This is a genomic window from Streptomyces sp. NPDC088794 (assembly GCF_044750545.1).
Taxonomy (GTDB): domain Bacteria; phylum Actinomycetota; class Actinomycetes; order Streptomycetales; family Streptomycetaceae; genus Streptomyces.
The window spans coordinates 172221-184769 of sequence record NZ_JBIVKB010000010.1 but is presented as its reverse complement, the minus strand read 5'-3'; the positions used below and the strand labels follow the sequence as shown (position 1 = coordinate 184769).

Below are 12549 nucleotides of genomic sequence, written 5' to 3'. Positions count from 1 at the left end.
GGGCGGCCCCGCTTGGAGTCGTACTCCGCTCGACGTCCTACTCCACGCCGATCAACAACAACGCCCCCTGCCGCCCACCCCGGTACACCACCGTGTCCACGGCCAAGTACCCCTCCCGCACGCGTGCTTCGAGGCGGGTGGTGACGGAGTCGGGTGCCTCGTCGCCGAGGACGAGGGTGACGAGTTCGCCGCCGGCGGAGAGCATGCGGTCGAGGACGGCCTCGGCGGTGGTGGTGACGTCCGAGCCGATGACGGCCACGTCGCCGTCGATGAGGCCGAGGACGTCGCCGGCCTGGCAGATGCCGGCCATGGTCCAGGACTGGCGTTCGGCGACCGCGACCTCGGCGTACCGGGTCGCGCCGGCCGCCGACGTCATCGACACGACGTCCTCGTCGAAGCGCCGCTCCGGTTCGTGCACGGCGAGTGCCGCGATGCCCTGGACCGCGGAGCGGGTCGGGATCAGGGCCACCCGGATGCCCTCGGTGCGGGCCTGCTCGGCCGCCGCGGCGGCGGTGTGGCGCAGGTCGGCGTCGTTGGGCAGCAGCACCACCTCGCGCGCGTGGGCCCGCCGTACGGCCTCGACGAGTTCACCGCTCGCGGGCGGCTCCCCGGGCCGCGCGAGCACGATGGTCGCGCCGGCCTCGGTGTACAGCCCGGCCAGACCTTCCCCCGGCACGACCGCGACCACGGCCCGCTGGGCGCGCTCCCGGGGCGGCCGCTCGGCACCCGTCGTATGGACGTCGCCGAGCCCGAAGTGAGTGATACGGATCCGGTACGGCCGCCCGGCCTCGACGCCCGCTTCGACGGCGGCGCCGGCGTCGTCCACGTGCACATGGACGTTCCACAGCCCGTCCCCGCCGACCACCACGAGCGAGTCCCCGAGGGCGTCCAGGCGGGTCCGCAGCCGGTTCACGGCCGTGTCCTCGGCCTCCAGGAGGTAGATCACCTCGTAGGCGGGGCCGCCCTCTTGGGGGGAGTCGGAAGCGGGGGCGCATTCCTCGACGGCCACGGAGTCGGGGGAAGCGCCCATATCGGCCTCCACGCGTGCGTGCCCCCCGAAGACCACGATCGCCCCGGGCGTCTCCCCCGTGAACGTCTCCACCAGCGCGGCCAGCACCGCCACCAGTCCCCGTCCGCCGGCGTCCACCACCCCGGCCCTGCTGAGCACGGCCAGCTGTCCCGGGGTCGCGGCCAGCGCCGTGCGCGCCCCTTCGTAGGCGGCCCGCGCGACCGTCCCGCAGTCGCCGTCGGCTTCCTTGGCCGCGGCGGCCGCGGCGGAGGCGACCGACAGGACCGTGCCCTCCACGGGGTGTGCGACGGCCTGGCGAGCGGAGTCGGCGGCGTGCCGCAGGGCGAGGCGGAGACCGGAGCCGTCGGTGTGAGGCGTCTCACCGTCGGCGGCGAGCACCTGGGCCATGCCGCGCAGCAGCTGGGCGAGGATGGTCCCGGAGTTCCCCTGGGCGCCTATCAGCGCGCCGTGCGCCATCGCGTGCGTGGCGTCCGCGAGCGTCGGCTTCTCCGGTGCCCCGGGGCCCACCTCGTGCGCCGCGAACACCGCCTCCACGGCTGTGACCGCGGACTCCATGGTCAGGTACAGGTTGGTGCCGGTGTCCCCGTCGGCCACGGGGAAGACATTGATCGCGTCGATCTCCTCGCGCGCGCGGCCCAGTGCCGTCAGCGCGAGACCGCACCAGGTGCGCACCGCGAGAGCATCGAAGAATGTCTGCGGCACCTGCGCCACCTGCGCCTCCCTGAGCTGCTGGACTGCAGGAAGCGTAGAGCAGCCGTGGTAGTTTCGTTCTACTGGCGCAGCCGTTGTATGCTGCTCCGGTTGCCCGATCCACATCGGGCCATTCCCCTGGCAGCGCCACCAAGATCTCTGATTTCAGGGATCTCGATCCCGGCATGCCGGGATCAACCGTAAGTGCATCTGAAGTCTTTGGAGTGACCCGTGGCTGCCAACTGCGACGTCTGCGGCAAGGGCCCGGGCTTCGGCAACAACATCTCGCACTCGCACCGCCGTACGCCCCGTCGCTGGAACCCGAACATCCAGCGCGTACGTACCGTGGTCGGTGGGACGCCGAAGCGCGTGAACGCCTGCACCTCGTGCATCAAGGCCGGCAAGGTCTCGCGCTGACGCACTGTTGAGCGCGTAGCCACTGCTGGTTCGCCGCACTGAGCCGGTCCACCTCGTGTGGACCGGCTTTTTGCTGTGCCCGCACCGCGGCCCGAATCCCGAGGCCCGCCCCGCGGGCCGGGTGAGCTGCCAGAATCCGAGGAATGCGCTTCGGGATCCTGGGCCCCCTGGACGTCCGCACCGACGACGGCACCCCCGTCGACCCCGGCGGCCCCGCCCCCGCGCCCTCCTGACGCTCCTGCTCCTGGAGGCGGGCCGCGCGGTCTCCACGCAGCGCCTCACGGACGGCCTGTACGGGGCCGAGCCGCCCTCCGGAGCCGCCAACGCCCTCCAGTCGCAGATATCCCGCCTGCGCAGGCGCCTGGCCCCGCACACGGACATCGAGGCGGTCCCGGCCGGCTACCGCATCACCACCCCGCCGGATTCGGTCGACGCCCACCTCTTCGAACGTCTGTCCAGGGACGGGCGGTCCGCGCTCGCCGCCGGTGATCCCGCGCTGGCGGCGGCCCGGCTGCGCGAGGCGCTCGCGCTGTGGCGCGGTCCGGCGCTGGCCGACCTCCCGGACGCGCACGCCGAGGCCGCCCGGCTCGAAGAACTCAGGCCGGCCGCCGTACAGGACCGGATCGAGGCGGATCTCGCGCTCGGCGGCGGACCCGAACTCGTACCGGAGCTGCGGGCGCTGCTGGCCGGATCACCGTTGGACGAGCGGCTGTCCGGGCAGTTGATGCGGGCCCTGCACGCGGCCGGGCGGCCCGCGGAGGCGCTCGCGGTGTACGAGGAGGCCCGACGCGCGCTCGCCGACGAACTGGGCGCCGACCCCTCGCCCGACCTGTCCGCGCTGCACCTGGAGCTGCTCCGGGGCGGCGGCGCGGAACCGGCACGGCCCCGGCTGCCGGTCCAGCTCACCCAGTTCGTCGGCCGTGAGTCCGAACTCGCCCGCATCTCCGCCCTCCTGGCCGACTCCCGCCTGGTCACGCTCACCGGACCCGGCGGCGCCGGCAAGACGCGCCTGGCGATCGAGGCCGCCGGCGCGCACGCCGAGGTCTGCTTCGTCGAGCTGGCACCGCTCACCGACGGCACCCGGATCCCGTACGCCGTCCTGACCGCGCTCGGCGTGCGCGAGGGCTTCCGCGGTCCCGCGACGGACAGCACGGACCGGCTGCTCGCCGCTCTTGAGGACCGCGCGGTCCTCCTGGTGCTCGACAACTGCGAGCACCTGGTGGCGGACGCGGCCCGGCTCACCGCGCTGCTCCTCGCGTCCTGCCCGGGCCTGCGCGTCCTCGCCACCAGCCGTGAGTCCCTCGGCATCACCGGCGAGATCCTGGTCCCGGTGCCACCGCTGGCGCCGGAACCGGCGGTACGGCTCTTCACGGACCGCGCGCGTGCCGTACGCCCCGGTTTCGAGGCCCACGCGCGCGTGCCGGACATCTGCGCGGCCCTCGACGGGCTGCCCCTCGCCATCGAGCTGGCGGCGGCCCGGCTGCGCACGCTGGACCCCGACGAGCTGGCCGACCGCCTGGACGACCGGTTCCGGCTGCTGTCACGCGGGGACCGCTCCAAGGCGCCCCGGCACCGCACCCTGCGGGCGGTGGTGGAGTGGAGCTGGGACCTGCTGGACGACGAGGAGCGGGAGCTGGCGCGACGGCTGACCGTGTTCTCCGGGGGCGCGACCCTGGCGGCGGTCGAGGCGGTGTGCGGGCTGCCCTACCCGGAGGATCTGCTGGCCTCCCTGGTCGAGAAGTCGTTCCTTGAGGTGTCCGACCTGGATGTGCCCGGTCTTGCGGTGTCCGGCTCTGAGGTGTCCGGCCCTGAGATGGCCGAGGGGCGCTACCGGATGCTGGAGACGATCCGGGCCTTCGCCGCCGAGGAGTTGACCGACCGGGAGGAGCTGCGGGACGCGCACGCCGCGTACTTCCTGCGGCTGGCCGAGCGGGCCGAGCCGGAGCTGCGCGGCGGCGGTCAACTGCCCTGGCTGGCCCGGCTGACCGCCGACCACGGCAACCTGGACACGGCACTGCGCCACCTCGTAGGGACCCGCCCCGAGGACGCCCTGCGCCTGATGGCACTCCTGTCCTGGTTCTGGCGGCTGCGCGGACTGCACGGCGCTCAGGTGTCGACGGCCCGCGACCTGCTGGCCGCCGTGGGGGACGCGCCGCCGCCGGGCCTTGAGGAGGCGTACGTGCTGTGCGCGATCAACTCACTCTCCGCAGACGGACATGGGGGCGGGAACGGGAACGGGGACCGGTCCGACGAGATCGTCGCGCGCGTGGACGACGTTCTGGGCTCGTACGAGGGGCCGCTACGGCTGCCGTTCGTCCTCGTGCTGTGGGCGGTCGCCGCCGGTCCCCGGCCCGCCACCATGGACCGGGCTCTCGCGCTGGCGGGTGAGGACGCCTGGGCGCGTGCCCTGCTGGACGTGGGGCTGGGTTTCCGGGAGCAGTTCGAGGGGCGGGTGCGGGAGGCGGAAGAGCGTTTCGCCGGCGCGCTCTCCGGGTTCCGTGCGACCGGCGACCGCTGGGGCATGGCCAACTCCCTGGATCCGCTGGGGATGCACGCCCACGCGCGCGGGGACTCGGCGCGGGCGCTGGAGCTCCTCGACGAGGGCCTGGGGTACGTGCGGGCGCTGGCCGCCCCCGAGGAGACCTCGGACCTGCTGCGCGGCCGTGCGACCGTGCTGCTGCACCAGGGTGATACGGCCGCCGCCGTCGCCCACTTCGAGCAGGCCCTCGCGCTGGCCCGTACCGCCGGTATGCCCGACAAGGTGGCGAGCGCCCGGCGCGGTCTCGGGGACGCGGCCCGGCTGTCCGGGGACACGGCACGCGCACGCGTGCACTACGAAAGCGCCTTGGAGGCGTGCGCGGCCACCTGGTTCAGCGTCGGCGAGACCGTCCGCATCCTCATCGGCCTGGGCCGCACGGCCGCCGCCGAGGCCGACCCCGGTACAGCCCGCGACTGGTTCCGGCAGGCCGCGGAGCTGGCCGCCGAAGGTCCGGGCGACCTCGAACTCGCGGACGCGGCCGAGGCGTTGGCGTCCGTCGCCGAGTCCCCGGAGCGGGCCGCGACACTGCTCGGTGCCGGCGCGGGCCTGCGGGGCGCCCGCCCCGAGGGCGACCGCGATGTCGTACGCACCGATCGGGACGTACGCGCGAAGCTGTCGCCCGGGGCGTACGAGCGGGCCTTCGAGCGGGGCCGGAGGCTGCGGTCAGCGGTGGTCAGCGAACGGTAGGCGGGCGGTCAGCGGGGGCGCCGACGCTCTCCTCATGACGAACACACACGGCAAGACGAACGCACACGGCCGGACGAACGCGGACGGCCGGACGAACGCGGACAGCAAGGCGACTGCATCCGGCCCGACGAGCGCACCCGACCTCGGTCACCTCACCGTCCTGGTCTCCGGTGCCAGCGTCGCCGGTCCCGCCCTCGCCCTGAACCTCGCCCGGTACGGCGCCCGCGTCACCGTCGTCGAGCGGGCGCCCGAGCCGCGCGGTGGCGGCTACGCGGTCGACTTCCGGGGGCACGTCCACCGGACGGTCCTGACCGCCATGGGCATCTGGGACGAGATCCACGCCCACCAGACCCACATGGGCCGCCAGACCGTCGTCGAAGCGGACGGCAGCCCGCGCGTGGACCTGCCCGCCGAGATGATGAGCGGTGACGTGGAGATCTTCCGCGGCGAACTGGCGCGGATCATGTACGAGCGAACAAAAGATGACGTCGAATACGTCTTCGGCGACTCGGTCACCTCGCTCACCGAGACCCCCGACGGCATGGACGTCACCTTCGAGCGGGGCGCGCCCCGGCGCTTCGACCTGGTCGTGGGCGCCGACGGCCTGCACTCCACCACCCGCCGTCTCGCCTTCGGCGACGAGTCCCGTTACCTGCGCTTCTTCGACCACTACGTGGCCGCCTTCGAGATCCCCAACCACCTGGGCCTGAACCGCACGGGCCTGCTCTACAGCGAACCCGGCCGGGCGGTCGACATCGGCAACTACGACGGCGATCCGGACCGCGCGGGCGCCCTGCTGGTCTTCCGGTCCGAGGAGTTGTCGTACGACCGCCGGGACGTCACCGCGCAGAAGCGGATCCTGATGGACCGGTTCGCCGGGATGGGCTGGGAGACGCCGACCGTCCTCAAGGCCCTGGAGGAGACCGACGAGCTCTACTTCGACGCGATCGCCCAGGTCCACGTCGACCGCCTCACCAAGGGGCGCGTGGCGCTGCTCGGGGACGCCGGGTACGGGGCGACCATGGGCGGCATGGGGACGGGCGTGGCGATCGTCGGCGCGTACGTCCTCGCCGGTGAACTCGCCCTCGCGGGCGGCGACTTCCGTACCGCCTTCGCCGAGTACGAGGCCCGGATCCGGGACTTCGCCAAGGGCTGCCAGAAGATCTCCGGGAACGCGGGCCCGTTCTTCGCCCCGGCGACCGAGCGGCGCATCCGCAGCCGGGACCGCATGTACCGGCTGCTCGGCTCGCGGCTGCTGGCCGGCTTCTTCAAGAAGCTCACGGAGAAGGCGGCCACCGACATCAAGCTGCGGGAGTACCCGTCCCCGTCCGCGGCCTGAGGGCCCAGCCGTGGTCCACGGGCCCGATCCCCGCGCCGAGCGCGAACCCGGCCGCGATCGCCCCGGTGACGTACTCCTTCGCGGCCTGCACCGCCTCCGGCACGGACTGCCCCTTCGCCAGCTGCGACGCGATCGCCGAGGCGAGGGTGCAACCCGTGCCGTGCGTGTGCCGGTTGTCGTAGCGGGGCGCCCGCAGCCAGTGCTCCTCGGTGCCGTCGGTGAGCAGGTCCACGGCGTCGCCCGCCAGATGACCGCCCTTGATCAGCACCCACCGCGGCCCGTACGCCAGCACGGCGGCGGCGGCCTCCGGCAGCTGCTCCTCCGACTCGACGTGTACGCCCGTCAGTTGGGCCACCTCGTCCAGGTTCGGGGTCGCCACGGTGGCCACCGGCAGCAGCCGCTTCCGTACCGACTCCAGTGCGGTGGCCGCCAGCAGCGGGTCCCCGTGCTTGGAGACGCCCACCGGGTCGACGACGGCCGGCGCGTCCGTCCCGCCGATCAACTCCGCGACGGCCTCGACCAGTTCGGCCGAGGCCAGCATCCCGGTCTTCACGGCCTGGACGCCGATGTCGTCCACGACACTGCGGTACTGCGCGCGTACCGCCTCCACCGGCAGCTCCCAAGCCCCTTGCACGCCAAGGGAGTTCTGCGCGGTGACCGCCGTGAGGACGCTCATGCCGTGCACGCCGAGCGCGAGCATCGTCTTCAGGTCGGCCTGGATCCCGGCCCCGCCACCGGAGTCGGAGCCGGCCACCGTGAGCACGTTGGGCTTCGTGAGCGCGTCGGGCCTCACGACTCGATGTCCCCGAAGTGGTCCCAGCCGCCCTTGCTGGTCCACGGCGCCCCGTCCACCGTCACCTGGGGCAGCGCCGAGGGGTTGAGCACCTCGCCGATGACCTTCCAGCGGGCCGGCAGCTTCACGTCCGGCGGGAAGGTCGCCACGATCGCGTGGTCCTCTCCCCCGGTCAGCACCCACTGCATCGGGTCGACCCCGACGGCCTGCCCGATGTCGTTCATCTGCGAGGGGATGTCGATCGCGCCGGACCGGACGTCGATCCGGACCTTGCTGGCCTCGGCGATGTGCCCGAGGTCGGCGATCAGGCCGTCGCTGACGTCGCACATCGCGGTCGCGCCGAGCGCGGCGGCGGCCGGGCCCGCGTGGTACGGCGGCTCGGGGCGCCGGTGCGCCTCCACGAAGGCGCGCGGCGAGCGGAAACCGCGGGAGAGCACCGCGAACCCGGCCGCGGACCAGCCCAGCCAGCCGGTCACCGCGACGAGGTCGCCGGGCTGGGCGCCGCCCCGGGTGACGGGCTCGTGGCCCCGCAGATCGCCGAGTGCCGTGATCGACACCATGATCGTGTCGCCTCGTACGACATCGCCGCCGACCACGGACGCGCCCGCCACCTGGCACTCGTCGCGCAGCCCGTCCATCAGCTCGCTCGGCCAGGTCACCGGCAGTTCGGCCGGGACGACGAGGCCGAGCAGCAGCGCGGTCGGCACGGCGCCCATGGCCGCGATGTCCGCGAGGTTCTGCGCGGCGGCCTTGCGGCCCACGTCGTACGCCGTGGACCAGTCCCGGCGGAAGTGCCGCCCCTCCAGAAGGATGTCGGTGGTGGCCACGACCCGTCGGTCGGGCGCGGTGACCACCGCGGCGTCGTCGCCGGGGCCGACCCGGACCGCCGGGGTGGTGGTGAGACGGGAGGTGAGCTCCCTGATGAGCCCGAACTCTCCCAGCTCACCAACAGTGCCCTTCATGTCCCTTGCTCCCCTTCTGTCCCTGTCCGTGCCCGGTCGCGCGTCATCAGTGTCCTCGATACGGTCGTAAGGACCGTCAACCTCTGTCGTGCCCGCGCCTCGGCACACGCTCCTCCCTCTCCGCGGGTCTCCCCGCGGTGAGCGGCGACGCGATACCGTGGCGTTCCTTTTCCCCACATGATCCTCGTGGCCGCCCTGGAGGTTCCGTGGTACAGGCGTACATCCTGATCCAGACGGAGGTCGGCAAAGCGTCGACCGTCGCCGAGACGATCAGCAAGATTCCTGGGGTGATCCAGGCCGAGGACGTGACAGGACCCTATGACGTGATCGTGCGTGCCCAGGCCGACACCGTGGACGACCTCGGCCGCATGGTGGTCGCGAAGGTCCAGCAGGTGGACGGCATCACCCGCACCCTGACCTGCCCGGTCGTGCATCTGTAGCCCCCGTCTACCCTTGGCCGGTGAACTTCTTCCGTCACCGGCACCGCACTGTCCTGGGGCCACCGGCCCTCGCCCTGCTGCTCGCCGCGACGGGCTGCTCCTCAGCAGACGACAGCCCGTCGGCGGCGGTTCCTTCGCCGGGTACGAAGGTCACGAAGCTGTGCCGGAAACTGGACAGTGCGCTGCCGTCGAAGGTCGACGGTCAGGCCCGCCGGGATCCCTCGCCCGCGTCCGCGCTGACCGCGGGGTGGGGGAACGCGGCGATCATACTGCGCTGCGGTGTCGAACGGCCCGCGAAGATGAGCGATCCGGAGGCCGACGGGGTCGAGGTGAACGGGGTCGGCTGGCTGCTGGAGAAGCAGGACGACGGATCGTTCCGTTTCACCACGACGCTGCGGACGGCGTACGTGGAGGTCACGATCCCGAAGAACCGCACGGGAAACGGCGTGGCACCGCTCGTCGACCTGGCCTCGGCAATAAAGAAGGCGATCCCCGAGGGGATCGCCGACTAGCCCAAGCCTCAATCAGCGCAGGCCGGTTGAGCGGCGCAGCGCCGCCTGCACCAAACGGTCCACCAGGTCCGGGTAGTTGATGCCGCTCGCCTGCCACATCTGCGGGTACATGGAGATCGGCGTGAAGCCGGGCAGCGTGTTGATCTCGTTGATGACGAACTCGCCGTCCTCGGTGAGGAAGAAGTCCGCGCGGACCAGCCCCTCGCAGGAGGCCGCCTCGAAGGCCTCCACCGCGAGCCGCTGCACCTCGGCGGTCTGCTCCGGGGTGAGCGGGGCGGGGACGATGCCCGGCGTGGAGTCGATGTACTTGGCCTCGAAGTCGTAGTAGGCGTGCGCGTCCGGCGGCGGGATCTCCGCGGGGACCGACGCCCGCGGCCCGTCCTCGAACTCCAGCACCCCGCACTCGATCTCGCGCCCCCGAAGCGCCGCCTCGACCAGGATCTTCGGGTCGTGGCGGTGGGCCTCGGCGATCGCGTCGTCGAGACCGGAGATGTCGTCGACCTTGGTGATGCCGATCGAGGAACCCGCGCGCGCGGGCTTCACGAAGAGCGGCCAGCCGTGCTCCCCGGCGAAGTCGACGATCTTCTTGCGGGCGGCCGACTCGTCGCGCTCCCACTCGCGCGGCCGGATCACCACGTACGGGCCGACCTTGAGCCCGAAGGAGGTGAACACCCGCTTCATGTAGTCCTTGTCCTGGCCGACGGCCGAGGCGAGCACACCCGAACCGACGTACGGGACACCGGAGAGCTCCAGCAGGCCCTGGAGGGTGCCGTCCTCGCCGTAGGGACCGTGCAGGACGGGGAAGACGACGTCGACCTCACCGAGCGCCTTGGGCACCGATCCCGGTTCGCTGTAGACGACTTCGCGGTTGGCGGGGTCGACGGGGAGCACCACGCCGCCCTCGCTGGACTCGGCGAGTTCCTCGACGTTGGGCGTCCGGCGTTCGGTGATCGCCATGCGGTCCGGTTCGTCGGCGGTGAGCGCCCACCGGCCGTCCTGGGTGATGCCGATCGGCAGGACGTCGTACTTGCTCCGGTCGATGGCCCGCAGCACGGCGCCGGCGGTGACCACGGAGATCCCGTGCTCGGAGCTGCGACCGCCGAACACGACGGCCACACGCGGCTTGCGAGCAGGCTGCTCGGGGCTCTGGGGGAGGTTCTCGGTGCTCATATCGCGTTGAGAGTACCCGTTGGTAGTGGCTTGAGTCAGCGTCCGCAGGGCGGGGTCGCTCAGCGTCGTTCGGGCTTCGCGCTGCGCGACATCAGCTCCTTGACGGCGACCACGGGGGACTTGCCCTCGTGCACGATGGCGACGACCGTCTCGGTGATCGGCATGTCGACGCCGTGCCTGCGCGCCAGATCCAGCACGGACTCACAGGACTTGACGCCCTCGGCGGTCTGCTTGGTGACCGCGATGGTCTCCTGAAGGGTCATGCCCTTGCCGAGGTTGGTGCCGAAGGTGTGGTTGCGGGACAGCGGCGAGGAGCAGGTCGCCACCAGGTCGCCCAGGCCCGCGAGTCCGGAGAACGTCAGCGGGTCGGCGCCCAGCGCCATGCCGAGCCGGGTGGTCTCGGCGAGCCCGCGCGTGATGAGCGAGCCCTTGGCGTTGTCGCCCAGGCCCATGCCGTCCGCGATGCCGACGGCGAGCCCGATGACGTTCTTCACCGCGCCGCCCAACTCGCAGCCGACCACGTCGGTGTTGGTGTACGGGCGGAAGTACGGCGTGTGGCAGACGGCCTGGAGCCGTCGGGCCACGGCCTCGTCGGTGCAGGCGACCACGGCGGCGGCCGGCATGCGGGCGGCGATCTCCCGGGCCAGGTTGGGTCCGGTGACCACGGCGATGCGGTCCGCGCCGACCTTGGCGACGTCCTCGATGACCTCGCTCATCCGCATGGCGGAGCCGAGTTCGACGCCCTTCATGAGGGAGACGACGACCGTGTCGGGGGCGAGCAGGGGCGTCCACTCGGCGAGGTTGGCGCGCATCGACTGGGACGGCACCGACAGGATCGTGAAGTCCGCGCCGGCGGCGGCCTCCGCGGGGTCGGTGGTGGCCCGCAGGTTCTCCGGGAGTTCGACACCGGGGAAGTAGTCGGGGTTGGTCCGGGTGGAGTTGATGGCTTCGGCGACCTCCGCGCGGCGCGCCCACAGGGTGACCTCGCACCCCGCGTCGGCCAGCACCATGCCGAACGCCGTTCCCCATGAACCGGCGCTGAACACCGCCGCCTTGACGGACTTGCTCACGCGCCCTGCCCCTCTTCCTGTACGGCCTTCGCCGGTGTCGCCGGTGTCTGTTCGGCGTTCGCCTCCAGAGCCTCGTTCTCTGCGGCCTTCGCCTCATCGGCCTTTTCCCGTTCGGCCTTCGCGTGCGCCTGCGCCTGCCGGGTCTGCTCGGCGGTCCTGCGCCGCTGCTCGATCCGTTCCTGGCGCGGGTCGTAGGGGGTGTCGGGCGCCTTCGCGCCGCGGATGTCCTCCAGCAGACCCGTGATGGCGGCCATGATGACCTCGGTCGCCTCCTTGAGGACGTCCGGGGACATCTCCTTGTCGTAGAAGGGAGACAGGTCCACAGGCGGGCCGGCGAGGACGTGCGAGGTCTTGCGCGGCAGGACGTGCAGCTTCTTGGCGTAGGGTGGCAGGAGTTCGTTGGCGCCCCACTGCGCGACGGGAATCACCGGGCACTTGGTCTGCAGGGCCACGCGCGCGGCACCGGTCTTGCCGGTCATGGGCCACTGGTCGGGGTCCCGGGTGATGGTGCCCTCGGGGTAGAACGCGACGCATTCACCGCGGTCCACGGCGTCGATCGCGGCCCGGAAGGCGCTCAGCGCGTCGGTGGTCTCGCGGTAGACGGGGATCTGCCCGGTGCCGCGCATCATGGCGCCGACGAATCCCTTGTTGAAAAGACCGCTCTTCGCGAGGAATCGCGGAACGCGCCCGGTGTTGTACTGAAAGTGCGCGTACGCGAAGGGGTCGATGTGAGAATTGTGGTTCACCGCGGTGATAAATCCACCGTCGGCCGGAATGTGCTCCATTCCCCGCCAGTCCCGCTTGATCAGAACCACCAGCGGCGGTTTGGCGATCACCGCTGCGAGGCGGTACCAGAAGCCGATTCTGCGGCGGGACACGCGAACACCTTCCTCCAGGGCC

10 protein-coding genes and 1 pseudogene are annotated in these 12549 nt (G+C 72.1%); 5 read left to right on the top strand and 6 right to left on the bottom strand.

Annotated elements, in window-relative coordinates; genetic code table 11:
* Positions 1-37 precede the first annotated feature (37 nt).
* The gene (locus ACIP6U_RS27035) at positions 38-1741 is read right to left on the bottom strand and encodes a DAK2 domain-containing protein (RefSeq protein ID WP_401722734.1); all 1704 of its coding nucleotides are present in this window, start codon (positions 1739-1741) and stop codon (positions 38-40) included.
* A 210-nt stretch (positions 1742-1951) separates the two neighbouring features.
* On the opposite strand from ACIP6U_RS27035, the gene rpmB reads away from it, so the two are divergent.
* From rpmB to ACIP6U_RS27020, 3 genes and pseudogenes are all read left to right on the top strand, one after another.
* A complete protein-coding gene (gene rpmB / locus ACIP6U_RS27030) occupies positions 1952-2137 on the top strand; it encodes a 50S ribosomal protein L28 (RefSeq protein WP_004924906.1) in 186 nt (61 codons plus the stop codon).
* 143 nt (positions 2138-2280) lie between these two features.
* Positions 2281-5363 (top strand): annotated as a pseudogene (locus tag ACIP6U_RS27025) (BTAD domain-containing putative transcriptional regulator).
* A gap of 34 nt (positions 5364-5397) precedes the next feature.
* Positions 5398-6702, top strand: a complete 1305-nt coding sequence (locus ACIP6U_RS27020) for an FAD-dependent monooxygenase (RefSeq protein WP_401722732.1) — start codon at positions 5398-5400, stop codon at positions 6700-6702.
* On the opposite strand, the gene thiD is transcribed toward ACIP6U_RS27020, so the two are convergent.
* On the bottom strand, positions 6665-7495 hold the full coding sequence (gene thiD / locus ACIP6U_RS27015) for a bifunctional hydroxymethylpyrimidine kinase/phosphomethylpyrimidine kinase (protein WP_401722729.1): 831 nt from the start codon (positions 7493-7495) through the stop codon (positions 6665-6667). The genes ACIP6U_RS27020 and thiD overlap by 38 nt on opposite strands.
* The gene (locus ACIP6U_RS27010) at positions 7492-8457 is read right to left on the bottom strand and encodes a thiamine-phosphate kinase (protein ID WP_401722727.1); all 966 of its coding nucleotides are present in this window, start codon (positions 8455-8457) and stop codon (positions 7492-7494) included. Before ACIP6U_RS27010 ends, thiD begins: the two co-directional genes overlap by 4 nt.
* Positions 8458-8663: 206 nt before the next feature.
* On the opposite strand from ACIP6U_RS27010, the gene ACIP6U_RS27005 reads away from it, so the two are divergent.
* Both ACIP6U_RS27005 and ACIP6U_RS27000 read left to right on the top strand, forming a co-directional pair.
* Entirely contained in the window at positions 8664-8897 is a 234-nt protein-coding gene (locus tag ACIP6U_RS27005; protein WP_003997603.1) for an Lrp/AsnC family transcriptional regulator, read from the top strand.
* A gap of 20 nt (positions 8898-8917) precedes the next feature.
* Entirely contained in the window at positions 8918-9409 is a 492-nt protein-coding gene (locus ACIP6U_RS27000) for a DUF3515 domain-containing protein (RefSeq protein WP_401722725.1), read from the top strand.
* Between the two features lie 12 nt (positions 9410-9421).
* Here ACIP6U_RS27000 and ACIP6U_RS26995 read toward each other — a convergent pair whose 3' ends face one another.
* Genes ACIP6U_RS26995 through ACIP6U_RS26985 form a run of 3 tightly spaced genes read right to left on the bottom strand, consistent with a single transcriptional unit; the run spans position 9422 to position 12527 of the window.
* Complete coding sequence (locus ACIP6U_RS26995) at positions 9422-10579, bottom strand: D-alanine--D-alanine ligase family protein (protein ID WP_401722722.1); 1158 nt, start codon at positions 10577-10579, stop codon at positions 9422-9424.
* A gap of 59 nt (positions 10580-10638) precedes the next feature.
* The gene (locus tag ACIP6U_RS26990; RefSeq protein ID WP_401722720.1) at positions 10639-11649 is read right to left on the bottom strand and encodes an NAD(P)H-dependent glycerol-3-phosphate dehydrogenase; all 1011 of its coding nucleotides are present in this window, start codon (positions 11647-11649) and stop codon (positions 10639-10641) included.
* Positions 11646-12527 carry a lysophospholipid acyltransferase family protein gene (locus ACIP6U_RS26985; RefSeq protein WP_401722717.1) on the bottom strand — a complete coding sequence of 294 codons (882 nt, stop codon included), beginning with the start codon at positions 12525-12527 and terminating at the stop codon, positions 11646-11648. The genes ACIP6U_RS26990 and ACIP6U_RS26985 overlap by 4 nt, the downstream gene beginning before the upstream one ends.
* Positions 12528-12549: the final 22 nt, after the last annotated feature.

Coding starts and splice junctions, on each gene's coding strand:
- ACIP6U_RS27020 (WP_401722732.1), top strand. CDS start 5,398: ATGACGAACACACACGGCAAGACGAACGCACACGGCCGGACGAACGCG.
- ACIP6U_RS27010 (WP_401722727.1), bottom strand. CDS start 8,457: ATGAAGGGCACTGTTGGTGAGCTGGGAGAGTTCGGGCTCATCAGGGAG.
- ACIP6U_RS26995 (WP_401722722.1), bottom strand. CDS start 10,579: ATGAGCACCGAGAACCTCCCCCAGAGCCCCGAGCAGCCTGCTCGCAAG.